Annotated in this window: 21 protein-coding genes, 2 tRNA genes and 3 pseudogenes; 13 read left to right on the top strand and 13 right to left on the bottom strand. The window is 65.1% G+C overall.

Going from position 1 to position 22,630, the window contains the following annotated elements; all coding sequences use genetic code 11:
- Positions 1 to 7: 7 nt before the first annotated feature.
- The 5 genes from CFB89_RS06315 to CFB89_RS06295 all read right to left on the bottom strand — a co-directional run bounded on the left by CFB89_RS06315 (position 8) and on the right by CFB89_RS06295 (position 3,688).
- A complete protein-coding gene (locus CFB89_RS06315; protein ID WP_089467155.1) occupies positions 8 to 391 on the bottom strand; it encodes a CpaD family pilus assembly lipoprotein in 384 nt (127 codons plus the stop codon).
- Between the two features lie 14 nt (positions 392 to 405).
- Positions 406 to 1,788 (bottom strand): type II and III secretion system protein family protein, encoded by a 1,383-nt coding sequence (locus CFB89_RS06310; RefSeq protein WP_089467154.1) that lies wholly within the window; start codon positions 1,786 to 1,788, stop codon positions 406 to 408.
- 63 nt (positions 1,789 to 1,851) lie between these two features.
- Positions 1,852 to 2,916 (bottom strand): Flp pilus assembly protein CpaB, encoded by a 1,065-nt coding sequence (gene cpaB, locus CFB89_RS06305; protein WP_089467153.1) that lies wholly within the window; start codon positions 2,914 to 2,916, stop codon positions 1,852 to 1,854.
- 17 nt (positions 2,917 to 2,933) lie between these two features.
- Positions 2,934 to 3,416: a prepilin peptidase gene (locus CFB89_RS06300; RefSeq protein ID WP_089467152.1), complete on the bottom strand. Its 483-nt coding sequence runs from the start codon at positions 3,414 to 3,416 to the stop codon at positions 2,934 to 2,936.
- A gap of 89 nt (positions 3,417 to 3,505) precedes the next feature.
- Positions 3,506 to 3,688, bottom strand: coding sequence for a Flp family type IVb pilin (locus CFB89_RS06295; protein WP_059573845.1), 183 nt, complete (start codon positions 3,686 to 3,688; stop codon positions 3,506 to 3,508).
- Positions 3,689 to 4,550: 862 nt separating this feature from the next.
- Here CFB89_RS06295 and CFB89_RS06290 point away from each other — a divergent pair.
- A complete protein-coding gene (locus CFB89_RS06290) occupies positions 4,551 to 5,294 on the top strand; it encodes a hypothetical protein (RefSeq protein WP_144030066.1) in 744 nt (247 codons plus the stop codon).
- 166 nt (positions 5,295 to 5,460) lie between these two features.
- On the opposite strand, the gene CFB89_RS06285 is transcribed toward CFB89_RS06290, so the two are convergent.
- Together CFB89_RS06285 and CFB89_RS06280 are read right to left on the bottom strand one after the other, a co-directional pair.
- The gene (locus tag CFB89_RS06285) at positions 5,461 to 7,023 is read right to left on the bottom strand and encodes a methyl-accepting chemotaxis protein (protein ID WP_089467150.1); all 1,563 of its coding nucleotides are present in this window, start codon (positions 7,021 to 7,023) and stop codon (positions 5,461 to 5,463) included.
- Positions 7,024 to 7,397: 374 nt separating this feature from the next.
- A pseudogene (locus CFB89_RS06280) lies at positions 7,398 to 7,926 on the bottom strand (IS3 family transposase); the annotation flags it as partial.
- Between CFB89_RS06280 and CFB89_RS35740 the strand changes: the two are divergent.
- The 4 genes and pseudogenes from CFB89_RS35740 to CFB89_RS35735 all read left to right on the top strand — a co-directional run.
- Positions 7,843 to 8,313 carry a phage tail assembly chaperone gene (locus CFB89_RS35740; protein ID WP_373559855.1) on the top strand — a complete coding sequence of 157 codons (471 nt, stop codon included), beginning with the start codon at positions 7,843 to 7,845 and terminating at the stop codon, positions 8,311 to 8,313. The pseudogene CFB89_RS06280 and the gene CFB89_RS35740 overlap by 84 nt on opposite strands.
- Positions 8,314 to 8,427: 114 nt before the next feature.
- Positions 8,428 to 9,507 carry an acyltransferase gene (locus CFB89_RS06270; protein WP_256979588.1) on the top strand — a complete coding sequence of 360 codons (1,080 nt, stop codon included), beginning with the start codon at positions 8,428 to 8,430 and terminating at the stop codon, positions 9,505 to 9,507.
- Between the two features lie 185 nt (positions 9,508 to 9,692).
- Positions 9,693 to 10,507: pseudogene (locus CFB89_RS06265) on the top strand (DNA adenine methylase).
- Positions 10,494 to 10,613: pseudogene (locus CFB89_RS35735) on the top strand (hypothetical protein); the annotation flags it as partial. The pseudogenes CFB89_RS06265 and CFB89_RS35735, both read left to right, overlap by 14 nt.
- A 59-nt stretch (positions 10,614 to 10,672) precedes the next feature.
- On the opposite strand, the gene CFB89_RS06260 reads toward CFB89_RS35735, so the two are convergent.
- Positions 10,673 to 10,749, bottom strand: a tRNA-Arg gene (locus tag CFB89_RS06260).
- A gap of 187 nt (positions 10,750 to 10,936) precedes the next feature.
- Positions 10,937 to 11,767 carry an undecaprenyl-diphosphate phosphatase gene (locus CFB89_RS06255; protein WP_089467148.1) on the bottom strand — a complete coding sequence of 277 codons (831 nt, stop codon included), beginning with the start codon at positions 11,765 to 11,767 and terminating at the stop codon, positions 10,937 to 10,939.
- A gap of 478 nt (positions 11,768 to 12,245) precedes the next feature.
- Here CFB89_RS06255 and CFB89_RS06250 point away from each other — a divergent pair, with 478 nt between their 5' ends.
- From CFB89_RS06250 to CFB89_RS06230, 5 genes are all read left to right on the top strand, one after another.
- Positions 12,246 to 13,157 (top strand): aldose epimerase, encoded by a 912-nt coding sequence (locus CFB89_RS06250; RefSeq protein WP_089467147.1) that lies wholly within the window; start codon positions 12,246 to 12,248, stop codon positions 13,155 to 13,157.
- Between the two features lie 131 nt (positions 13,158 to 13,288).
- A complete protein-coding gene (locus tag CFB89_RS06245) occupies positions 13,289 to 13,990 on the top strand; it encodes a peptidoglycan DD-metalloendopeptidase family protein (protein WP_089467146.1) in 702 nt (233 codons plus the stop codon).
- 367 nt (positions 13,991 to 14,357) lie between these two features.
- On the top strand, positions 14,358 to 15,977 hold the full coding sequence (locus CFB89_RS06240; RefSeq protein WP_089467145.1) for an acyl-CoA synthetase: 1,620 nt from the start codon (positions 14,358 to 14,360) through the stop codon (positions 15,975 to 15,977).
- 72 nt (positions 15,978 to 16,049) lie between these two features.
- Positions 16,050 to 16,373: a DUF2288 domain-containing protein gene (locus CFB89_RS06235; RefSeq protein ID WP_069617121.1), complete on the top strand. Its 324-nt coding sequence runs from the start codon at positions 16,050 to 16,052 to the stop codon at positions 16,371 to 16,373.
- 10 nt (positions 16,374 to 16,383) lie between these two features.
- Complete coding sequence (locus CFB89_RS06230) at positions 16,384 to 17,763, top strand: MATE family efflux transporter (protein ID WP_089467144.1); 1,380 nt, start codon at positions 16,384 to 16,386, stop codon at positions 17,761 to 17,763.
- Between the two features lie 18 nt (positions 17,764 to 17,781).
- On the opposite strand, the gene CFB89_RS34780 is transcribed toward CFB89_RS06230, so the two are convergent.
- Positions 17,782 to 17,958 (bottom strand): hypothetical protein, encoded by a 177-nt coding sequence (locus CFB89_RS34780; protein ID WP_089467143.1) that lies wholly within the window; start codon positions 17,956 to 17,958, stop codon positions 17,782 to 17,784.
- Between the two features lie 136 nt (positions 17,959 to 18,094).
- On the opposite strand from CFB89_RS34780, the gene CFB89_RS34775 reads away from it, so the two are divergent.
- On the top strand, positions 18,095 to 18,265 hold the full coding sequence (locus CFB89_RS34775; protein ID WP_179233380.1) for a hypothetical protein: 171 nt from the start codon (positions 18,095 to 18,097) through the stop codon (positions 18,263 to 18,265).
- Positions 18,266 to 18,469: 204 nt separating this feature from the next.
- On the opposite strand, the gene CFB89_RS06220 is transcribed toward CFB89_RS34775, so the two are convergent.
- Together CFB89_RS06220 and sixA are read right to left on the bottom strand one after the other, a co-directional pair.
- Positions 18,470 to 19,276 carry a GNAT family N-acetyltransferase gene (locus CFB89_RS06220; RefSeq protein ID WP_034206968.1) on the bottom strand — a complete coding sequence of 269 codons (807 nt, stop codon included), beginning with the start codon at positions 19,274 to 19,276 and terminating at the stop codon, positions 18,470 to 18,472.
- Between the two features lie 170 nt (positions 19,277 to 19,446).
- Positions 19,447 to 19,908, bottom strand: a complete 462-nt coding sequence (sixA, locus tag CFB89_RS06215) for a phosphohistidine phosphatase SixA (RefSeq protein WP_089467924.1) — start codon at positions 19,906 to 19,908, stop codon at positions 19,447 to 19,449.
- A 160-nt stretch (positions 19,909 to 20,068) separates the two neighbouring features.
- Between sixA and CFB89_RS06210 the strand changes: the two genes are divergently transcribed.
- Positions 20,069 to 20,145, top strand: a tRNA-Pro gene (locus CFB89_RS06210).
- A 222-nt stretch (positions 20,146 to 20,367) separates the two neighbouring features.
- The gene (locus tag CFB89_RS06205; protein WP_089467923.1) at positions 20,368 to 20,802 is read left to right on the top strand and encodes a hypothetical protein; all 435 of its coding nucleotides are present in this window, start codon (positions 20,368 to 20,370) and stop codon (positions 20,800 to 20,802) included.
- Positions 20,803 to 20,935: 133 nt separating this feature from the next.
- Here CFB89_RS06205 and ppx read toward each other — a convergent pair whose 3' ends face one another.
- Positions 20,936 to 22,450 carry an exopolyphosphatase gene (ppx, locus tag CFB89_RS06200; protein WP_089467142.1) on the bottom strand — a complete coding sequence of 505 codons (1,515 nt, stop codon included), beginning with the start codon at positions 22,448 to 22,450 and terminating at the stop codon, positions 20,936 to 20,938.
- Positions 22,451 to 22,630 lie beyond the last annotated feature (180 nt).

Below are 22,630 nucleotides of genomic sequence, written 5' to 3'. Positions count from 1 at the left end.
AAGTGGGTCAATGGCCGGGCGAGCCGGTCGTCGTCAGCGTCTTGCCCGGCGCGGGCTGCTTCACGCGATCCTCGACGTAGCGGCGCACCGCGTCGGCCGCGACTTGTGCATCGGCGCCGCCGTACGGCACGGGCGCGACGAGGTCTTCCGGCCGCGCGAGCATCGTCGCGAGATTCGTGTAGGTCGCGCAACCGAACGGCACGCCGGGACGCCCGAAGCCGGCGTCGACGAGATGCGACGGCTGCATCAGCTTCGCGCAGTCGGGCGGCACCGCACGGACGCCGTCGAAACCGATCGCGCGCGCATCGGGCAGGTTGATCGGCGGCGGCGTCGACAGGCAGGCCGCGAGCGCCAGCGACAACGGCGCGGTGAACAGGGTTCGGACTCGCATGCGTGCTCCTCCGGTCAGTACACGAAGCCCGCCGCGCCGACGAGACGCGGCGTGTCGCCGGTCAGCAGGTCAAGCCCGAGATTGCGCTGGATCGCGAACTCGAGGTCGCTGCTCGGCCGCGCGACGGTGTCGATCGCCTGCTCGAGCTGGCCGGGCCCGGTCGGCTGCACGATGTACGGCGTCACGATCACGACGACCTCGGTCTTGTTGTCCTGGAAGTTCTTCGACGAAAACAGCCGGCCGATGATCGGCAGCCGGCCGAGCCCCGGGATCTGCGACACGGTATTGGCCGTCTGGCTCTGCAACAGCCCGCCGATCGCGAAACTCTGCCCGCTCGACAGCTCGACCGTCGTCTCGACGCGCCGCACGGTGAGCCCCGGCACCGTGATGCCGCCGGTCGTCACGCTGTTGTTCGGGTCGACCTCGCTCACCTCCGGGCGCACCTTCAGGCTGATCCGGTTGTCGGCGAGCACGGTCGGCGTGAAGTCGAGCGACACGCCGAACGGCTTGAACTCGACCGAGATCGCGCCGGTCGTGTTGCCGGCCTGCGCGACCGGAATCGGAATCTCGCCGCCCGCGAGGAAGCTCGCCGTCTGCCCGGACATCGCGGTGAGGTTCGGCTCCGCGAGCATCGTGATCAGCCCTTCCTGATCGAGCGCGTCGAGCACGACGTCGATCGACCAGCGCCCCGTATGGAAGCCGCCCGCCACCGAGTACGCGCCGGTCGGCGACAGGTTGAACAGCCGGTTCGTCGGGTCGAACAGCGTGCGTCCGTTGAATAGCCCGCCGATGAAGTTGCCGGCCGCTCCGAGCGAACTCCAGTTGATGCCGAGCTGCTGCGTGACGTTGCGGCTCACCTCCGTCACGCGCACGCGCAAGTTCACCTGGATCGGGCGCGACAGCGTGAGACGGTTGACGATCTTTTCCTTGTCGTTCACGTAAGGCGCGAGCGACTGCATCACGGCGTCCGCGTCGGCCGCGCTCGGCACCTTGCCCGACACCATCAGCGAGCCCGGCGCGCCGGACACCGACAGCTTCAATTGCGGAAAGCGGCTGTCGAGCACCGTCTGCAGCGACGCGGTGTCGACCTGCACGATCACGGTCCGGCGCAGGATCGGCCGATGATTCGCGCCGAGCGCGATCAGCGTGGTCGTACCGGCCTTCTTGCCGAACACGAACACGGTGCGCGGCGACGGCACCTGGATGTCCGCGATGCTCGGGTCCGCGACGAACATCGCGGTCGCGGGTTCCGGCAGCGACAGCATCTCGCCCTTGCCCGTCGCGATCGACAACGCCGCGCCGGCGTCCGCCGCCTGCGTGCGCTGCGCGAACGCGACGCCCGGCGCGACGAGTGCGGCCAGGCACCAGAAAGCGATCCAACGAACCATGCGCACCATGCGTGTTCCCGTCAAATGCCAGCCGCCGAGCGGCCGGTTCCGATTCGACATCTCGTCATCGCGTCACTGCGCGACCGCCGCCCGCGGCACTTGCGCCGCCGTGTCGGCGGCCGCATTGCCCACCGCCGGCGCGGCCGGTGCAACCGGCGTGCCCGGCGTGCTCGGCGTGCTCGGCGTGCTCGGCCAGCCGGACGGCAGCGGCGGAACGCCCGGCATGCCGAGGCCACCGCCACCGCCGCTACCGCCACGCGAGCCGTCGTCCACCGACGAGCCGCGATAGATCACGACCGTGTTGCCCTGCGGTGCGGGCCGCATGCCCGTGTCGGTCTTCGCCGACGGCGCCCGCGTCGCGTCGCGGAACGCGCGCGATACGTCGCCGGCCCACACCGGCGGCGTATCGGGCTCCTGTTCGTCGCCGCCCGCCACCTGATGGCGGTCGCTCGTCGCGAAGCTGCGCAGCGCGAGCGACAGCGAACCGAGGCGTGTCGCGACCAGCACGACCTGCGCGGTGCGCGGCGCGACCTCGAGCGTGACCGTGCGCGCACGCACCGGCGCGTCGGGTGCGCTCGCGGCCGTCTTCGCACGCTGGAATTCCGAGCCGACCGCGAGCACGCGCGCGCGGCGCACGACCGTCTCGGCTTCGAACGTGCCGGGCGTCGTCGCGGAGCCGCCGATCTGCTGCGTGAGCACGACGTCGACGAAGTCGCCCGGCTGGATCAGCCCCGCGTTGCCCGACACGTCGTCGACCGGCACCGAGATCGCGCGCATGCCGGGTTGCAGCGCCGCCGCGAGAAAATCCGGCGCGCCGGCCGGGATCACGTTGTCCGCGCGAATCGGCGCACCGGCGTCCACGCGGTTGCGCAGCAGCGCGCCCTTGAGGTCCGCCCCCGGCTGGGATTCGACGAAGGCACCGGCCGGCACCTGTGCCAGCGGCATGCGCTTCCACGCGAGATCGTTGTCGCGCAGCAGCAGCCCTTCGGGCAGATCGGCCGCCGCGACGCGCACGTTGACGTCGCTTGCCGCGCCGGACGCCGACGGCGTCGACGCGGCGACATAGAGCTGGCGCAGGAGGAACGCACCGATGGCGGCAGCAATGATCAGCACGGCCATTCTCAGAGGTTTGGACATGGCGGCGTGCGTCCCCGCTAGGTGAGCGAAACCGCGTGAGGAAACGGCGCCCAGACGGCCAGTGCGCCGCCGAGCGAGAGCGCGATGCCGTACGGCACGCCGCGCGTGTCGATCGCAGGCGACGGCGCGATGCGGCGACGCTGCCACGCAACGGCCGCGAGCATGGCCAGGCCGCATGCGAGGCCACTCGCCGCGACGACCGTCAACACCGGGAATGCGAGCGCCGGGCCGGCCCACAGGAAGACGGCCGCCGCCAGTTTCACGTCGCCGCCGCCGATCCAGCCGGCGTGACGCAGTCCGGCGAACAGCAGCAGCATCGCCGCGGCGGTCGCGACGTGAACGGCGAGCTGCGCGAGCCCTTCACGCGCGAGCGCGGCCGCGACGAAATACAGCATCGCGAACGCGAGCACCGTGCGGTTGGACAGGCGCCGCGTGCGCACGTCCTGCAGCACGAGCGACATCAGCACGAGCGTCGCCGCCGACTGTACGAGATGGAGCATCGGAGAGCCGTCCGTCGGCGCGCCCCGGCTGGATACGTCGTACCGCTGCGGATCCGTGTGTTCGTCGGCGGCGCGCGGGTTCAGGAAGATCAGATCAGCGCCGTGACCTTGTTCATCAGCGACGTGAACACGGCAGGCAGGCCCCCGGTGTTGCTGCTCAGTATCACCCCGACCGCCGCCAGCGCGACGACGACGATGCCGGCGAGCACCGCATATTCGAGCGAGCTGACGCCGCGTTCATCACGCAGCAGGGATTTGACGTAGTGCAGCATGACAACCTCCGTGTGACGGGGTCGTTGATCGACCGTTGAATGTAAAGACGCGGCGTTGCTTCGGCGGCGTTCACTGCGTTTCGCCCATTCACGACTCATGCGGCAGGCCTGTCGACGGGCCGTTCGCATCCCCCGGAATCCTTTCGATCGCTGCTGCGCGAGTTCGGCGGCAATGGAATCCGCCATTACCCGCGCTCGCTTGTTGCCTGCCCGCCTCGGTACGATGCGGATCAAGCCGTTCGTCTAGGGTATAGACAATTTTTTTAGCGTTTTCAAATAATTTAGCGTCGAAATGTATTTATGGAAATGCCTGTTCACACGTGAATCGAGATCCGGAAGTCGGCGTATTGTCGCGGCTCCGCACCATGTGATCACTGCCCACGTTAATAGTCTTACGGCGTCGGGCGGAACGATTTTCCGAATCGCGCACAATTTACGCTTGTGTTCAATTTTTTATTGCCGGACAGCCGTCTTTATTGACCGGATATCGCATTCGGTAGCCACCCGGCGTCGCGCGAAACACGTTCGGCGATGGAAGGCGGCGGGCGACCGCACGGGATCGCGTTTCCGGTATTTCGATACGGCTGTCAATGCGTCGCTTTGTTGCGTAAATCGGAGATGCACAAGCACGGCGGGTCGATCATCTAACCGCTGATTGCTGGCGACCCGGGAACGCATGGAGCCGTGTTAGCTGCAAGTACGCGCTGCTCCGCGCTGTCGCGGCCCGAAGACCGCCGCAGACCTGATTCGCCCCAACGACCGAGGGGCCTAATATTGGTAAATTCGAGATATCGTCGCTCAGCCATGCCGCGGAATCGGGACGAATCTTGCAGACTGCCAATTTGTTCGAGTTTTCTTCGGGATGCTCGACAAAGCCCTTCCCGTTGGTCCCGAATCGCTCGGCTGGGCAAGCCTGTCACACCGTACATGCGCGAGAACTGCAATGCGATCAATTGCCGTAGAGGCTCGAACGACCCATCGGAGTATCTGGCTCGCCACGTTGCTGATCCTTGGGTTGAATATTGGCGGTTATGGCACCGGGTGGTACCACTACAACGAGGTTCTCGCGGAGGGTTTTCGCCTATGGAGACCTGGCGGCGACGGGGACGTGGGTCTTTACGTGCGCGGCGCCATGGCAGCCGATTATTCGCTCATCAGAGCGCCCTCCGTGACGGATTGGCCGATGGTCGCCGTCTATATCTGTGTCGTGGCCTTGTTGCTTTGGGGCATTTGGCGTTCCCCAATCGCGCTCGTTCGCTGGGAACTGGGAGGCGTCGCCGCGTTTTTCGGCGCACTGGTTGTCATCGGTTACGGTATCGATCCGATCACGACGCGTCTGACCATCAGCGGGCAGAATCATTTGATCGTCCAGGGCACCCGGCAGGTCTCCGCTGGACACCCCGTCGAACTCTGTTCGATACGAAACATCTGGATAGAATCGCACACTGGCAGGAACAGCCATTACATCGTAGAGGCCGGCATTTTTCCTGCCGAGGCGGCAGCCCGACCGGATGCAAACGAGCTGGTCATTTTCGACACCGCGACCTCGGCCCGAGCCTTCGCCAACGACCTTAATGAAGCGCGTCAGGCGAATTGCCGCAAGTAGGCGTTTCCTGCCCCATCCGCCCGCCCCCATTTCGCTCGGAACGGCAGGAACTGACGACGCGGCAGGTTCGCCGGCTGGTGGCTCGGCTGTGACCTCCTCGGTTGCCGTAAATTATGGCTCGAAGATGTCTATAAAAGGCTGGCCGGTCCAGAACCGGCCGTGGCTACTAGTCGACCTTGAAGATAGACACTGCCGCTTTCAGGCTTGCCGCCTGGTCGGCCATCGACTGGGCCGCAGCCGTAGCTTGCTCGACCAAAGCGGCATTCTGCTGGGTCACCTCGTCCATTTGGGTAACGGCGACATTGATTTGCTCGATTCCCGTGGTCTGCTCGCCAGAGGCGGAGGCGATCTCACCCATGATGTCCGTGACACGTTTCACCGATCGGACGATCTCCTCCATTGTCGCTCCAGCGTTCGAAACCAGATTTGAACCTGCCGCGACGTGAGATACCGATGTTCCGATGAGCTCCTTGATTTCCTTCGCCGCGACCGCACTTCGTTGTGCCAAGGTTCGGACTTCACCCGCGACAACTGCGAAGCCTCGTCCCTGCTCGCCCGCACGCGCTGCTTCGACCGCTGCGTTGAGCGCAAGGATATTGGTCTGAAACGCGATACCTTCGATGACCGAGATGATCTCGGCCACCTTGTGCGAGCTGGATGCGATGTCTTCCATCGTGCTGACCACCTGCTTCACGGCGCCTCCCCCCGACGAAGCGGTTTGTGAAGCCGCCGCCGCCAAAGTGCTTCCTTGACGAGCATTGTCCGTGTTTTGCCTCACCGTCGAGGTGAGTTCCTCCATGCTCGCAGCCGTTTCTTCGAGCGAGGCAGCCTGCTCTTCCGTGCGCTGAGATAGATCGACATTGCCCTGCGCCACCTCCGCAGCGGCGACGGAAATGGACTCTGCGGACGCCTTGATGCCCTGAACGATCGAGGTGAGCTTGGCGCGCATCGCCTCGAGTGACGCCATCAAGCTCGATGAGTCACCGCGCGCCAGCGGCAGATCGACCATGAGGTTTCCGCCGGCGATCTGCGCCGCGGCATGTTGAGCCACGGAGGGCTCTCCACCCAACTGACGCAGGATACTGCGAGCAATGAGGATGGTTGTCGCGATGGCGACAAGCAGTGATCCGCCAACGATCGCCGAGATCAGCGCGCGAACGCTCGCGTACATCGCAGTCGCATCTTGTTGCGCCTGCTCGTTAAGCTGATCTTCGAAATTTGCCAGCTCTACTGCGCGTGCAAGCCATACCCGCTGCACGGGTCTCGCATTCTGCAAGAGTTCCTTGGTTGCCCCGGCCGCGTCGTTGTTCAGGCCGAGCTCTGCTGCTTTTCTTAATGGAGGCAGTGCTGCTGCCTCGTCTTGCTTGAGGGCAGCGATGAGCGTCCGTTCCCGTTCCGTCGTTCCGGCCTCATCCGCGAACATACGCGATAGTTTCTGGTAGGCGTCTGCGTAAATCTGCTCCTGTTTTTTGATGCGGTCGCCCTCCAGAGCCATATCACGCTGGTCGGTAAGCAACGCCAGATTCCGCACGGCGATCGCGCGATCCTGTATCGATGAGCGTAGTTGGTTGGCCAACCGTGCTTCCGTATTGTTTATTCGCGCAATGGCGTCAAGTTGGTTGTTCAATTGCCACAGTCCGTAAAACGCGGTCACGGCGATTGCCACCAGCAGGGCCGTCAATAACCCGAATCCGATAGTCAGGCGGCTAGATACTTTCATATTTCTCATAGAGGTTCCCGGGGCGATGATGAATGGTCCATACAAGTTGTTTACGACAAAATTCAAACTCGCTGAAGGGAACTCGTGACCGACGGCAGTGGGAACCCCGTGCTCCGTCGCGTGGGACCGCCGATGACCGTCATCGTCGATTTGCGTGCGGCTCCGGACGCCCAATCGATGCCGCGGGGCGCACAGCAGAAAATGCCGGAGCTATCCGTACAAACGCCGCCTGCGTACTTTTAGGAGAGGAAATAGAAGGCGCATGCAGAATTCCCACCCTGTAACATCCTTCGCTGTCCGACAAGCTTGGATCGAGCGCGGACCGGAGCCCGACCTGGAGCGCCCGATGAATACCCTCGCCGAACCAGCTGTCACTGTAGTGGTCAACTAATCCCGGACATTGCGTTAAGTTTTTCTTCCGCAACCGCCGGCGCCAGTCCGTCATTGAACTGATGCGGCCGTATCCAGTTGTACCGGTGCATCAGGTAGTGGCTGATGTCCCGGTGTGCCTCCTGCGCCGAAATGTAGCCCACTGACGGTAGCCATTCGGTCTTGAAGCTGCGGAACAGCCTCTCCATCGGAGAGTTATCCCAACAATTTCCTCGACGGCTCATGCTTTGCTGTATCCGATAGCGCCAGAGGTGCTGACGGAATTTCCGGCTTGCATATTGGCCGCCTTGATCCGAGTGAAAACAGCAAGCCTTGCGGTCGGCCACGTTGCTCATAGGCCATCTCCAACGCCTGCACGACCAGATCGGCATCAGGGCGTGTCGAAAACGCCCAGCCAGCAACCCGACGCGCGAACAGGGCGAGTACTACGGCCAGATAATGCCAACGTCCCTGCGCCCAGACATACGTGATGTCACCACACCGCACCTGATTCGGCGTACCAACCTCGAATTCGCGATTGAGATGGCTGCGATCAAGAAGCTGTACCCGGGTGCGCTGCACGGCGTGGATTTTCTCGTTGGTCAGCCTGTCGATCAAAACACAGGTGAGCTTATAGGCCTGCCGTGGATCGCTGCGTGGAAGCGGCCGGAACCGCAGCCAGATGACGAATTGATTCACAAAGAATTTGCAGCGAACGAGGCTGAATTTCGTGCAATCGTCATCCGTGAGCAGCGGGACGCGTGCCTTCGCGACTCCGATACTCGAACTGCGGTCCCGCCTGACGCTCCACGGTCGGTGCAAGAACAAGCAGCCCAGTGGGTGGAGTACCGCCAGAAGTTGCGCGACATACCGACCCAGCCCGGATTTCCGTTTGACATAGTGTGGCCGGAGCCGCCGCACCCGACTTAAACGTGTTAGTCCCCGAGCGGTCGGCAATGGTCGCTAGGCTACAATCGGCCCGACGTGAGTCGAACCTGTCGACTGGCCAGCGACAGAAACAATGAATCTCAATAATCGTAGACCGTGAAGCTTTCCCGAATCCCCGAGCTTGATTTGCTTCGGTTCATCGCCGCCCTTGCTGTCGTGTTTTTTCACTATGCATTCCGGGGCTATGCTGCCGATGACCTGACCACCATGCACTATCCGCCGATGGAACCGCTCGCTCGATACGGTTTCCTCGGTGTGCATCTGTTTTTTATGATCAGCGGCTTTGTCATCCTCATGACGGCCGGCGACGCGAGCATCAAAAAATTCATCGCGTCGCGCGCAGCGCGCTTGCTGCCGGCGTTTTGGGTTTGTTGCACGGTCACCTTCCTTGTGACGCTCGCAATTGGTGGAGACCGCTTCACGGCGACGTGGCCGCAATACGTCGTGAATATGTTGACGCTCGGTGGCGGTTTCGGCGCGGACCCGATCGACGGTGCGTACTGGTCGCTCGGCACAGAATTGCGGTTCTATCGGTTGGTCGCGATCGTGCTGATCATCGGCCAAATCGGTCGATCAGAGCGATGGTTGTTCGGTTGGCTAGTTGCCACCGTGCTCGTCGAGGCGTTCCCGTTCATTAAGCTCAAGACCTTCTTGGTGACGGATTACGCAGGTTTCTTCATTGCCGGTGCAGCGTGCTTCCTCATCCGGGCACACGGCCTATCGCGATCGCGGATCACGCTCGTATGTGCAGCCTGGGCGCTATCGCTATATCAGGAACTTCAGCTCTTGCCGTACTTCAGCGAGCATTTCGGGCCGGATCTGAATCCAGTGATCGTGGCGGTTGTGATGACATCGTTTTTTGTGGTGCTGCTCATTCTCGCGCTTCGCCGGACGCCGATTTTAACGAGTCGACGATGGGTCTGGTTCGGTGCAGTCAGCTACCCGCTTTACTTGATCCACCAGAACGTTGGTTACATGCTTTTCAACATCGTCGGCAGCGCGATCGACCGCAACGTCTTGTTCTGGGCGGTCATAGCGACGGCAATCGGCTTTTCGCTGTTATTGCATGTTGGCGTGGAAAAGCCTGTCGCTGGAGCGCTCAAGCGAAAGTTAGTGTATTGGCTTGAAGCAGTGCAAAACTACGGGGCAGCGCTGCGTAGGCGCGCGCGACAGTAATCGACGCTCGACTCGATGGTCGCCCGTTACCGTAGGACCGTTGGAAGATATTGATGTCGAGAAAGAGCGTGGCGACGTGCCTGGTGCTGTGAACACCCGACCCGCCCCGCAACCGCAGTCGATGCCTGCGAATCCGGCAAGCCCACGCTACCCCTGCAGAGGCGGCGTAAGGCTATCTCTCCGGGATCGAGAAGGTAAACAATTGGAATCGTCAGCACCGATCGTCCCCCTGGCTCGGCGGTAAGCGCCGGCTGGCCGATAAACTCATCCCGCTGTTTCCGCCGCACGAATGCTATGTCGAGGCGTTCTGCGGTGGCGCTGCGCTGTACTTCCTCCGACCTGTGCCGGCACCCGTCGAGGTCATCAATGATGTCAACGGCGAGTTGGTCAACCTGTACCGTGTCGTCCAGCACCATCTCGAAGAGTTCGTGCGCCAGTTCAAATGGGCGATCAGCAGCCGGCAAGTATTCATGGCAACAGATGACGCGACCGGAAACCCTGACGGACATCCAGCGTGCTGCCCGGTTCTTCTACCTACAGCACCATGCTTTCGGTGGGAAGGTGGCCGGCCAGACGTTCGGGACCGCTACGACCGCGCCGTCGGTCAACCTGTTGCGGATCGAGGAGCAGCTCTCAGCGGCCCATCTACGCCTGGGCTGGAACGCATGTCGAAAACCTGCCTTGGCGCGAGTGCGTGAAACGGTACGATCGGCCGCACACCTTCATCTACCTGGACCCGCCGTACTGGCAGACAGAAGGCTGCGGGGTGCCGTTCGATTCTGGGGAGTATGAGGCGATGGCCGCGCTGATGCGCAAGGCGCGCGGCAAGGTCACGGTGTCGATCAACGACCATCCGGACATCCGGAGGGCGTTTGATGGCTTCCACATGCTTGAGCTGGACATTCGCTACTCGGTCGCCAATAGACATGGGCGGCCGGATACAAGCGGCGAGCTGGTGATTACGAACTGGGAGCCTGGGGTGATGGGTGGCCTGTTTTAGCGCCAATTCGACCGCAAAGGCCGTTTACGCGCGTGGTGACAATTACGCCGCTAAACAGTGCCAAAGCGGGCGCGACGTTACACGCGAGCAACTCTCCAAGCGCGGCAATGCACGATTGCGACTGGCCTTCTGGATGGCAGGCATGGCGCAGACCTTCGATTTGACTGGCCCGCCCTACACGATTCGAACGTGTGACCTACGGCTTAGAAGGCCGTTGCTCTATCCAACTGAGCTAAGGGCGGTCGGGGAGAAAAGACACGGCGTGACGCGGACCGCATTCGGCACGGGCTTTTGAGTCACGAAGCAGCAGCACCGCCCACTGCCCCACGACACCTCAAACCCCCGAAACAAAACGGGCCCGGCATGAAGCCGAGCCCGAAATTATACCCGATCATCGCACCAGATCACGCGAGACCGGTGCCCACGGCATCAAACCGGCTGCGGATGCAGCATGAACCAGCCGAGACAGAACACGCCGGCGATCACGCAATACACGCCGAACGACGCGAGCCGGCCGCGCCCTTCGAAATAGCGCATCAGGAACCGCACGCTCAGATACGCGGCGATCGCCGTCAGCACGCCGCCGAGCAGCGCATCGGCGAGCTGGTCGCGCGCATGGAACAGCTTCGGCAATTCCAGCACGCCCGCGGCAAAGATGATCGGCGTGCCGAGCAGGAACGAGAATTCCGCCGCCTTCTCCGCCGTCAGGCCGGCCACGTTGCCGGCGATCATCGTCAGCCCGCTGCGCGAAAAGCCGGGAATCAGCGCGCCGATCTGCGCGAGGCCCACGAAGAACGCCTGCTTGAAGGTCATCTTCTCGGGCGGCTGATGCGCGCGGCTACGCTGGATGCGATCGCCGACCCACAGCAACACGCCGTTGACGATCAGCGCGACCGCGACGATCCGCAGATCGTGAAACACGCGCTCGATGCGCTTCTCGAGCAGCAGACCGACGATGCCGGTCGGGATCGTGCCGATGATCAGCGCCCACATCAGGTGCCCGTCGTCGTTCTTGCGGCCACCGAGTTGCGCGAAGAAGCCGCCGATCAGCGCGATCCAGCGCGCGCGGAAGTACCACAGCAGCGCCAGCGCGGTGCCCAGATGGAGCGCGACGAGGAATGGCAGCAGTTGCGGCGCGTGCTTGTCGATGTGCATGCCGAACAGCGCCGGCACGAGCAGCGTGTGGCCAAGGCTGCTGACGGGGAAGAGTTCGGTGACGCCCTGCAGGACGCTCAGGAATACCAGAAACCAGAGGCTCACGCATCGGTCCTTTTAGTGAAGATTAAGCGGAAGGAAGGCGGACGACGCGATGCGCGTCCTGAAAAACGCGCCCCGATTATGCCGAGCCAGGATTACTGCGCCAAGGCATTTGGCAGGATATTGCGGCGATGCACACAAACACTTGCAATTTGTAAGCGAGCAGAAAGCAAAAAGCCCGCCATTTGCATGGCGGGCCTGTCGACTTCGGCAGGAATTGCCGTCAGCGGCCGAGCTGATAGAAAAATAATACCGTGCTGCCGGTAAACATGCCGAACAGTGCGATTCCCATTGCCATTGCCAGATCCATGGCCCCCTCCACGAAGTGTCATGACCCGGCAACATCACCGGTTTAGAGGCATTATCCCGACGGTTGACAGTGTTAAAAACTCGCAATTTCCCGAGAAGGGTTTTCCCCGAGCGGCCGCGGCCCGATAATGGAACGCACGTTGCTCCCCTCACCCGCCCAACCCGATTCGCCATGCCGATCTTCCAGCAACACGACATCCACGAACTTCACGCCGGCCCGTCGCTCGTCCGGGTCGCCCCGCAATTCGGCGGCCGCCTCCTGTCCTGGCACGTCGATGGCGAACCGCTGATCTTCTGGCCGGAAACCGCCGACTGGAGCAACCTCGCCCGCGTGCGCGGCGGCAATCCGCTGCTGTTCCCGTTCCTCGGCCGCCACCGCGTCGACGGCGAGATCGGCCGCTGGCGCGACGCGGCCGGCGTCGTCCGCGACCTGCCGATGCACGGTTTCGCGCGCGATCTGCCATTCGACGCGCACCCGTCGGCCGACGGCGCCGCGCTGTCGATGACGCTCGACGCGAACGACGCGCTGCGTGCGAGCTACCCGTTCGATTTCCGGTTCGAAACGACCTACCGGCTGGCCGACGCGCATACGCTCGACGTCGCGCTGACGACGACCAATCGCGGCGACACGCCGCTGCCCTATTACGCCGGCCACCATTTCTATTTCGCGCTGCCGCACGGCGAGCGGGCCGACACCGTCCTCGAGCTGCCGCCGACGCACCGTTGCCAACAGCGCGAGGACGGTTCGATCAGCCCGTCCGAACCGGGCCAGGCCCGTTATCGCCTCGACGATCCGGACATCCTCGATCGGTTCCATTGCCTCGACGGCCAGCCGTCCGCGCCGGTGCGCATCGTGATGCCGGGCCGCCGCCGCACGATCGACATCGCACTGGACGTGCCGGGCTCGATCCCGTGGTACGCGGTCACGACGTGGACCGAAAAGCCGGATTCGGATTTCTATTGCGTCGAACCGTGGCTCGGCCTGCCCGATGCGATCCACAACGGCCGCGGGCTGCGGATGCTCGCGCCGGGCGCGACCGAAACGGCCACGCTTCGGATCCGCGTTGCGCCGCTCGCCGGCTGATTCGACACGCACCGAACCGGGGCGCGGAGCCGCACCTGCCACCGAAACTGCGGTGCGCGGGTCGAACCCGTTAAAATCTGACGTTTTGTGTTGCCTGCCGCGTCACGCGCGGCGGGGTTTTGCGAGGTTCAATGTTCGGAACAACAACGAAGCGACTCTTCGCAGCCGCCTGCGCCGCCCTGCTCGTCGCGTGCGGCTCCGCGCCCGTCGGCCCCGGGTTCTATCGCGTCGAGCGTGGCGACACGCTGTACAAGATCGCGCGCGACAACCGCACGTCGGTACAGAACATCGTGCGCTGGAACCAGATGACGAACCCCGACGCGATCGAAGTCGGCCAGGTGCTGCGCATCGCACCGCCGCCCGGCACGACCACCGCGTCGAGGCCGTCGACCACCGGCACCGGCAGCGCGGGCCGCGCCCGCCCGGCACCGTCCGCGCCGGTCGAATCGGCCGTGAAGCCGGCCACGAGCATTGCGCTGATCTGGCCGGCGGCCGGCAACGTCGTGCGCACGTTCGACGGCTCGAAATCGAAGGGCATCGACATCGCGAATTCGCCGGGCACGCCGGTGGTCGCGGCCGCGCCGGGTGTCGTGGTCTACGCCGGTAACGGGCTGCGCGGCTACGGCAACCTGATCATCCTGAAGCACAACGCCGATTACCTGACGGCCTACGCGCACAACCGCGCGCTGCTGGTGAAGGAAGGCCAGTCGGTCACGCAAGGGCAATCGATCGCGGAAATGGGCAACAGCGACAGCGATCGCGTCGCGCTGCATTTCGAGCTGCGCTACGGCGGCCGCTCGATCGATCCGTCACGCTACCTGCCGGCGCGCTGAGCGCGCGACAGACGGCACGCGACGCCGGCGCGCATCGCGTGCCGTCGCGTCGAAAACGGAAAAAGTCAAGTCAGCGCTTGCGCAGACGTCCGGTGAAACGGCCGGACAACGGATCGACGTGACGAGCAAACGCCACCAGCACCCCGATTCCAATCAGGCTGAACCCCGCAGCTATCAGAAGCAAATCCATGGTCACACCACTGTTTTGTCTTGATGTTATGCGTCATTGTCGAATCGTGCACTGAGCCTCACCTATTGGACGAGTCCGAACATTCCCTATCAGGAAACACCATTGTCGATTCGTCTACGTGAATTCCTGATGTAAGCCGTTCACCCGACGCCACGCTCGACACCCGGAGACCATGCGATGCTGCCCGCCGCCGATTGCTACGACCAGCTCCTCTCCCGCTTCCAGTGGGGCATTCCGGCGCGCTACAACATCGGCGTGGACGTGTGCGACAAATGGGCCGACGGCAGCGGACGCCTCGCGCTGATCCACGAAACGGCGCAAGGCGACGTTTTCCGCGTCACGTTCGAGGACCTGAGGAATGCTTCTAACCGGCTCGCGAACAGCTTTGCGCGCGCCGGCCTGCGGCGCGGCGACCGGATCGCCATCTTTCTCGCGCAAGGCCCCGAAACGGCGATCGCCCACCTTGCCACGTACAAGTTCGGCGCGATCGCGGTGCCGCTCTTCACGCTGTTCGGCGTCGATGCGCTCGAGTACCGGCTCGCGAACAGCGAGGCCGCCGCGCTCGTCACGGACGCGGCCGGCTACGCGAAGATCGCGCCGCTGCGCGCGCAACTGCCGGCGCTGCATACCGTCTACTGCATCGGCGACGATGCGCCCGACGCGCCGGGCGTACTGCGCTACGACGCGGCGCTCGCCGCCGAAGCGCCGGATTTCGTGCCCGCGGATACGGCCGCCGACGATCCGGCCGTGATCATCTATACGTCCGGCACGACCGGCAAGCCGAAAGGCGCGCTGCATGCGCATCGCGTGCTGCTCGGCCACCTGCCGGGCGTCGAGATGTCGCAGCAGTGCTTCCCGCGCGACGCACGCCTGTTCTGGACACCGGCCGACTGGGCATGGATCGGCGGGCTGCTCGACGTGCTGCTGCCGTCATGGCATCACGGCGTGCCGGTGCTCGCGCGCCGCTTCGAGAAATTCGACGGCGACGCGGCGTTCGCGCTGATGGCGCGGCACGGCGTCACCCACGCGTTCCTGCCGCCCACCGCGCTGAAGCTGATGCGCGCCGTCGCGGCGCCGCGCGAACGCTACGCGCTGTCGCTGAAATCGGTCGCGAGCGGCGGCGAATCGCTCGGCACCGAACTGACCGCGTGGGGCCGCGACGCGCTCGGAGTGACGATCAACGAGTTCTACGGGCAAACCGAGTGCAACATGGTGCTGTCGTCGTGTGCGGCGCTGTTCGATGCGCAACCCGGCGCGATCGGCAAGGCGGTACCCGGTCATGCGGTCGCGATCGTCGATGCGGACGGCACGCCGCTGCCGCCCGGCGCCGAAGGCCGCATCGCGGTGCGCCGCCCCGACCCGGTGATGTTTCTCGAATACTGGCGCAACCCCGGCGCGACGCACGACAAGTTCGCGGGCGACTACCTGCTCACCGGCGATACGGGCACGATCGACGCGGACGGTTTCGTGCGCTTCGTCGGCCGCGACGACGACGTGATCACGAGCGCCGGCTACCGGATCGGCCCGGGCCCGATCGAGGACTGCCTGCTCACGCATCCGGCGGTGCGAATGGCGGCCGTCGTCGGCGTGCCCGATGCGACGCGCACCGAGATCGTCAAAGCGTTCGTCGTGCTGAACCCCGGCCACGTCGGCGACGACACCCTCGTCAGCGCGCTGCAGGCGCACGTGCGCACACGGCTCGCCGCGCACGAGTATCCGCGCGCGATCGCGTTCGTCGACAGCCTGCCGATGACCGCGACCGGCAAGATCGTGCGCCGCGCGCTGCGCGATGCGTGAGCGGCCCGGCCGCGCTCGGCCCGCCCGGCCGGATGGTTTATAGTGGCGCCACGCAGCCTTTCCAAGAAACCGATGTCCTCTGATCAACACGCCACCGCGGGCGCGTCGCACAGCCCGCTCTACGCCAAACTCCTCGGCGAGACCGCCAAAATCGACTGGTGCGATCTCGAGCGCTTCTTCGCGCAGGGCAAGCTGTTGTCGATCGCACGCGACCTCGATCTCGTCAGCGTCGCGGAAGCCGTCGCCAGCGACGACGCCGAACAGGTCACGCGCTGGCTGTCGTCCGGCCTCGTCGCGCGCATGCCGGCCGAGACCGCCGCCGACTACGCGGCGCGCAATCCGGAGCTGTGGGCGGTCGTCGTGTCGCCGTGGGTCTGCGTGCAGGAACGCGCCTGACGCGTCCGCCATGTCCGACTCCGCCTTACCGCACGGGGCCGGCGGCGCGTCGGCCGCCGTCACGCATCGGCGCGTCCTCGCGCTCGCGTTCCCGATCGTCGTCGCGAACCTGACCCAGCCGATCCTCGGCGCCGTCGACACGGCCGTCGCCGGCCACCTCGACGGCGCGCAATATCTCGGCGGCGTCGCGCTCGGCGGGCTGTTCTTCAATTTCGTGTTCTGGGGCTTCGGCTTTCTGCGGATGGGGACGACCGGGCTCGTTGCGCAGGCACATGGCGCCGGCGACGCCGCCGGGATCCGCCTGAACCTGCTGCGCGCGCTGATCGTCGCGTTCGCGCTCGGCGCCGCGGTACTGGCGCTGCAGGTGCCGCTGCTGTCGTTCGCGCTTTCCGCGCTCGGCGGCAGCGATGCGGTCCGTGCGACGGCCCTCGCATACAGCCATGCACGGATCTGGAGCGCACCGTTCGCGCTCGCGAATTACGTGGTGCTCGGCTACCTGCTCGGCATGCAGCGCGTCCGCCTCGCGCTCGTCGCGCAGGTGTTCATCAACGCGGTGAACATCGCCGCCGTGCTGCTCTACGTGTACGGCTTCGGCTGGGGCATCGCGGGTATCGGCGCGGCGACCGCCACGGCGGACGCATGCGGCTTCGCGCTCGGCGCGTGGATGCTGTGGCGGCTGCGGCCGCGCGGCCTGGCGCCGCTCGCGGTACGCGCGCTTGCCGACCGCGCCGCGCTCAGGCGGCTGATCGCGCTCAATCGCGACATCTTCCTGCGCACGCTGTGCCTGCTCGGCGCGTTCGGGTGGTTCGCGCATCTCGGCGCGAAACAAGGCGACGCGACGCTTGCCGCGAATGCGCTGCTGCTGAATTTCCAGACCTTCATGGCATACGGCCTCGACGGATTCGCACATGCGGCCGAGGCACTCGTCGGCGCGGCGGCCGGCGCGCGCGATCGCCGCGCATTCCGGCAAGCCGTGCGCGTCACGCTGTTCTGGTCGGCACTCGGCGCGCTGCTGTTCGCGCTCGTTTACTGGGCAGCGGGGAGCTGGATCGTCGCGCGCCTGACCGACCAGGCCGAAACCCGCGCCGTCGCGCTGCGCTACCTGCCGTGGGCCGCGATCTCGCCGATCGTGTCGGTCTGGGGTTTCCTGCTCGATGGCGTGTTCATCGGCGCGACGCAGACGCAATCGCTGATGCGCGCGATGGTCGTGTCGTTGTCGATCTTCATCGCGGCCACGCTCGCAGCCGTCGGAACGTTCGGCAATCACGGCCTCTGGTTCGCACTGCTGCTGTTCATGGCCGCGCGCGGCGCGACGCTCGCGCGCTACCTGCCCGCGCTGTTGCGACGCATTGGCGCCGACCCGCAGGCCGCGTCCGCGGCCCGCGCGTGACGGCGGGCCGGCCGAGTGTTACTGCACCGGCTTCGGCGACGGCGCGTCGAGCATCGATGGCGGCGTCATGTCGGTCGGCACACCGTGATAGTCGGCGGGATCTTCCGGCGGGTGGCCGCGGCGCGCCTGGCGCGGATCGCTGCTGCAGGCGGCAAGGAGGGACGCGGCCAGCACGGCCAGCATGAAACGGGTCATCAGGTCAGGCTCCGGAAAACGGCGCGCCCATCGCACGCCGGGACCGCGCCGAGTCTAGCGGAAATCCGGTTTCGGGGTTGCGCCGCGCATGTCCTACTATGTACGCATGGCGCTGTGCCGTTGAAAGGAGGCTGCCATGTCGTCTGAAGAAATCGCGGGCCTGATCGGCCTGTTCATCGGTCTGATGGTGCTGGCCGCCCTGTCGTACTTCGAGTCGCGCGAATACAAGCGCAGCCACGAAGGCGAAGGGATGATCCACGACTGGATGGCGGAACACCACCTGCTCGACTGGCGGCGCAAGCACTGAGCGCGTCGCGGCCGTCCGGCCCTTCTGCAGGGCTGCGCGAACGTACCGCCCTGCGGTACGGTAGTCATTGCGTGTGGCTGAAATTATCGGGGCTCGATACGCACCCATGGACCGGATACACGAACGCCGTCGCGCAGGACTTGCCACGCGACGGCGCTCGCTTGCGTGCGCCACAGGTCGCCGGCGCGACGCGGTTCAGACCGCTTAGCCCAGGAAGTGGCGGGCGTAGCGCGCGTTGATGTCGGACAGGCGGAACAGGGTCAGGAAATCCGCGCAGTTGAAGTCGGGATCCCAGGCCGGTGCGCCGCAAATCTTCGCGCCGAGCCGCAGGTAACCCTTGATCAGCGGCGGCGGCGCGACGACGGTGCCCGTCTGCAGTTCGTCGACCGGCAAAGCCGTGTGCGGGAACGCGCGATACTCGGGCGCCGTCAGCGAGCCCGCCGACAGCGACTGGTACAGGTTCGCCGCGTAGTGGCCGCCGTCGGCCATCGACACGCTCGCGCAGCCCAGCATCGTTTCGTAGCCGTTCTGCATCATGTACGCGCCCAGGCCGCCCCACAGCGCCATGATGACGGCGCCGCTGCGGTAGTCGCTGTGCACGCACGAGCGGCCGACCTCGACCATCTTGCCGCGCAGGTGCGTGAGGCGCGACAGGTCGAATTCGCCTTCGGCGTACAGGCGGCCGACGCGTGCCGCCTGGTGCGGCGGCAGCACGCGGTACGTGCCGACGACTTTCAGCGTGTCGAGATCGCGGACCAGCAGGTGGTCGCAATATGCATCGAACGGATCGACGTCGAGACCGGACGGGCCGCTGACCTGCGCGCCCATTTCTTCGGCGAACACGCTGTAGCGCAGGCGCTGGGCTTCGCGCAATTCGTCTTCCGTACGCGCCCATGCGGCGCGCAGGCGATATTCCGATGTGACGGTTTCACTGGCGCGCGGCAGGTGGCGCCGCGACGTGTCGAGGGGCAGCGAGGCAAAAGGGAGCGTAGGCGTCGGCAGTTCTCGCATTAGGCTTTCCTGATCGTAAGGAATAGGACGACATGCCCGCCAATGTAGTAACCGGCCGTGACCGTTACGTGGCACGACCATGTCTTTTCAATGACGTGTCGCCGAATTGACTTTAGCAGAAAGCTTGCAAAACCGTATGATCAATCCCTTCAAACCCATTCAGGCAAGCTTTACACGAGTTCGGGCGTCAAAACCGCCCGCAGCACGGCCTGCCGGCTGCCGTCGCGCGTGCGGCTCGCGAGCCACACGATTCCGCCCTTCTTGACGCTCCAGCTGTCGTCGTCGCCGGCGATCAATTGCGCGGCGACGCTGCCGAGCGTCGGCTGGTGGCCGACGATCACGACCGTCGGCGCGATGCCTTCCGGCCAGCCGGCCGCCGCCAGCACGTCGTCGACGCTGCCGCCCGGCGCGAGCGCGTCGATGGTCCGGTACTGGTCGGTCAGTGCCTCGACGGTCTGCACGGTGCGCGCCGCCGGGCTCGCGAGGATCACGGTATTCGTCTCGAGCCGGCCGCGCAGCCATTTGGCCATCGCCTGCGCGTCCTTGCGGCCGCGCACGGTCAACTGCCGCGCGAGATCGCTCGTCGCGTAATCTTCGGCTTCGGCGTGGCGCCACAGGATCAGGTTCATCATGATGTCTCCTTGCTTCGGCGAGCGGTCGCGCGCGCATGCGTGCGGGCCGGCCGATTGTCCCGTGAATTGTCGCAAATCGCGGGCCGCTCACCGCCGCGGCATTTACCCGCATATCGTGATTGACCGATGCGGCCATTCGACGTTATTATCTTTGGCTCGTCGGAGCGTAGCGCAGCCTGGTAGCGCATCTGATTTGGGATCAGAGGGTCGTAGGTTCGAATCCTATCGCTCCGACCAAAGGAATCAAAGGGGTTACATGCCAAAAGCGTGTAACCCCTTTTTCCGTTTACGGGCGCTTTTTACGAGCCCTTGAATCGCCTGCCGCTTTTCAGGACTCGCCGCAGCGCGGGCCGAGCACGCACCAACCGCCGCGTCGACGCGCCCGCGCCTCCTCGCGCAGCCCGCGCACGGAACTTGCTGGAACACGCGATAATACGTGTGAACAATCCGCATCCGCGCATGAAAAACAACATTCTCGAAACCGCTCTGTGTGCGTCGCTGCTCATGCTCGCCACCGCCGGCCCTGCGTCGGCGAAAGCGCTCGACGACGCGCTCGACTGCCATTCGACCGGCCACAAGTTCGTCGCGCCGCTGCTCGCGGCCGGCGACATCCAGTCGGAGCCGATGCACGTCGAATCGAATTCGGTCAATGCGTTCCGCACGAACCGCTCGCTGACCGCATACGGCTTCGGCGTCTACGTCGTGCTCGGCTATCAGGCGAACGACCCGATCTTCCGTCCGGGCGACGGCAAGCCGATCGGCGACTGGGCTTACGGTGTCGTCGTGCGCGGCACGAAGAGCGCGGTCGAGGAAGCCGTGCGCAAGGCCGGCAGCGACGCAACCGTCAAACAGGCTTTCCCGTTCCTGACCGCGATCGTCTGCTCGTCGGATTGAGCGGCCGGTCAGCGCCCGCGTTGCGCGGCCGCTGACGATCGTACGGAGCGACGCCTGACGGGCGCCGCCATCGGCACACTCCAGCGGAACCCGCCGTACCTTCCGGGCCCGCTATCGGGCCGCTATCGCCCTGTCACGCGCCGGTATAAACCACGCGATACGGGATACCGACTTTCTCCCACTCCGCCGCCTCCTGGCTGAGGCTGTAGTCGGTCAACGGGTTCTGCTCGACCCACGCGTTCGGCAGGCGCACCTCGTACCCGCCCTTCTTCATCTGCGAAACGGAAATATCGGGCAGCCCCGCATCGGTCCGGCGCCGGCACAGCAGCGCCGCGAGCCGCAGGCAGAACAGCAGCGGCCACTCGACCTCGCGCGCCTGCGACAGCTTGCCGAGCTTGCCCGCATGGCCGAGCACGAGCGCGGCGAGCCGCGCCTGGTCCGTGCGCGAGAAACCCGGCATGTCCGCGTTGCTCGCGATATAGGCCGAATGCTTGTGATACGCGCTGTGCGAGATCGACAGGCCGATCTCGTGCAACGCGGCGGCCCAGCTGAGGAACATCCGCCCTTCCTCCCGCGCTTCCTCGTCGTCTTCCTCGAGTTCGTCGTAGAAACGCGCGGCGAGCGCACCGATCCGCTCGGCCTGCGCACGGTCGACGCCGTAGCGGCGCGTGAACCCCTCGACGGTCACCGCGCGCATGTCCTCGTGCTGCGTCCGGCCGAGCAGGTCGTACAGCACGCCGAGGCGCAGCGCGCCGTCGGTCGTATCGACGTAGTCGACGCCCAGCTCCTCGAACACCGCCAGCATGATCGCGAGGCCACCCGCGAGCACGGGCACGCGGTCGGGCTTCAGCGCGATCAGCTTCAACCGGTTGACGTTCTCCGACTTGATCAGCGCACGCTTCAGCCGCTCGAGGCCGCCGCGCGAAATGCCGTGCGTGATGCCCGGATCGTTGAAGCCGTTCGCCTCGACGAGCTCCGCGAGCGCGCGCGCGGTGCCGGACGAACCGATCGCCTGGTCCCAGCCGGCCTTCTTGTATTCGCTCGAAATGATCTGGATCTCGCGCTTGGCCGCGAGCTCGGCCTGCCGCATCGTGTATTCGTCGACGTTGCCGGCCGGGAAGAAGGCGCGGCTATGGCTCACGCAGCCGATATAGAGGCTCTCCATCACGATCGGCGTGTAGTGCGAGCCGATGATGAATTCGGTCGAGCCGCCGCCGATGTCGACGACGAGCCGCTTGCCGGCGCTCGCCGGCACCGAGTGCGCGGCGCCCGCATAGATGAGGCGCGCCTCTTCGCGGCCCGCGATCACTTCGATCGGGAAACCGAGCGCCGCCTCCGCCTCGCCGAGAAATTCGGCGGCGTTCTTCGCGACGCGCAGCGTGTTGGTTGCCACCGCGCGCACGTGATCGGGATGGAAATCGCGCAGGCGCTCGCCGAACCGCTTGAGCGCCTCCCAGCCACGCTCCTGCGACGCGCGATCGAGCATCTTGTCGCTCGACAGCCCCGCGGCCAGCCGAACCGGCTCGCGCAGCGCGTCGACGGGATAGATCTGGCTGCCCGCCGGCGTTTCCTCGACGCGCCCGACGATCAGCCGAAAGCTGTTCGAGCCGAGATCCACGGCAGCCAGCAAGTGGGGAGTTGTAACCATCAGAAGGGGGCTCCGTGCGCGTTCTTCCGCGGCAGCCGTTCCGGCCACCACGGGCGATCAATCAAAGGCGACATTTTAAGCGTGGAACGCTTGCCGCTGCCACGCTTCACGGGCATGCACACCGCGCCATTCCATATAGCCGAAACATTTATGCGACGAAAGCGTTCGGGCGTAGAATTT

Origin of the sequence: Burkholderia sp. AU16741 (assembly GCF_002223345.1) — a bacterium.
Taxonomy (GTDB): Bacteria; Pseudomonadota; Gammaproteobacteria; order Burkholderiales; family Burkholderiaceae; genus Burkholderia; species Burkholderia sola.
This window is presented reverse-complemented; position numbering and strand designations above follow the sequence as displayed.

Excerpts from the sequence above, each read along its gene's own strand:
- CFB89_RS06220 (WP_034206968.1), bottom strand. The coding sequence starts at position 19,276 with ATGCGAGAACTGCCGACGCCTACGCTCCCTTTTGCCTCGCTGCCCCTC.
- CFB89_RS06235 (WP_069617121.1), top strand. The coding sequence starts at position 16,050 with ATGTCCTCTGATCAACACGCCACCGCGGGCGCGTCGCACAGCCCGCTC.
- ppx (WP_089467142.1), bottom strand. The coding sequence starts at position 22,450 with ATGGTTACAACTCCCCACTTGCTGGCTGCCGTGGATCTCGGCTCGAAC.
- CFB89_RS06295 (WP_059573845.1), bottom strand. The coding sequence starts at position 3,688 with ATGCTGCACTACGTCAAATCCCTGCTGCGTGATGAACGCGGCGTCAGC.
- CFB89_RS06205 (WP_089467923.1), top strand. The coding sequence starts at position 20,368 with ATGAAAAACAACATTCTCGAAACCGCTCTGTGTGCGTCGCTGCTCATG.
- CFB89_RS35740 (WP_373559855.1), top strand. The coding sequence starts at position 7,843 with ATGCCAACGTCCCTGCGCCCAGACATACGTGATGTCACCACACCGCAC.
- CFB89_RS34775 (WP_179233380.1), top strand. The coding sequence starts at position 18,095 with ATGTCGTCTGAAGAAATCGCGGGCCTGATCGGCCTGTTCATCGGTCTG.
- cpaB (WP_089467153.1), bottom strand. The coding sequence starts at position 2,916 with ATGTCCAAACCTCTGAGAATGGCCGTGCTGATCATTGCTGCCGCCATC.
- CFB89_RS06240 (WP_089467145.1), top strand. The coding sequence starts at position 14,358 with ATGCTGCCCGCCGCCGATTGCTACGACCAGCTCCTCTCCCGCTTCCAG.
- CFB89_RS06230 (WP_089467144.1), top strand. The coding sequence starts at position 16,384 with ATGTCCGACTCCGCCTTACCGCACGGGGCCGGCGGCGCGTCGGCCGCC.
- CFB89_RS06315 (WP_089467155.1), bottom strand. The coding sequence starts at position 391 with ATGCGAGTCCGAACCCTGTTCACCGCGCCGTTGTCGCTGGCGCTCGCG.
- CFB89_RS34780 (WP_089467143.1), bottom strand. The coding sequence starts at position 17,958 with ATGACCCGTTTCATGCTGGCCGTGCTGGCCGCGTCCCTCCTTGCCGCC.
- CFB89_RS06310 (WP_089467154.1), bottom strand. The coding sequence starts at position 1,788 with ATGGTGCGCATGGTTCGTTGGATCGCTTTCTGGTGCCTGGCCGCACTC.
- sixA (WP_089467924.1), bottom strand. The coding sequence starts at position 19,908 with ATGATGAACCTGATCCTGTGGCGCCACGCCGAAGCCGAAGATTACGCG.
- CFB89_RS06245 (WP_089467146.1), top strand. The coding sequence starts at position 13,289 with ATGTTCGGAACAACAACGAAGCGACTCTTCGCAGCCGCCTGCGCCGCC.
- CFB89_RS06285 (WP_089467150.1), bottom strand. The coding sequence starts at position 7,023 with ATGAGAAATATGAAAGTATCTAGCCGCCTGACTATCGGATTCGGGTTA.
- CFB89_RS06250 (WP_089467147.1), top strand. The coding sequence starts at position 12,246 with ATGCCGATCTTCCAGCAACACGACATCCACGAACTTCACGCCGGCCCG.
- CFB89_RS06290 (WP_144030066.1), top strand. The coding sequence starts at position 4,551 with ATGCTCGACAAAGCCCTTCCCGTTGGTCCCGAATCGCTCGGCTGGGCA.
- CFB89_RS06300 (WP_089467152.1), bottom strand. The coding sequence starts at position 3,416 with ATGCTCCATCTCGTACAGTCGGCGGCGACGCTCGTGCTGATGTCGCTC.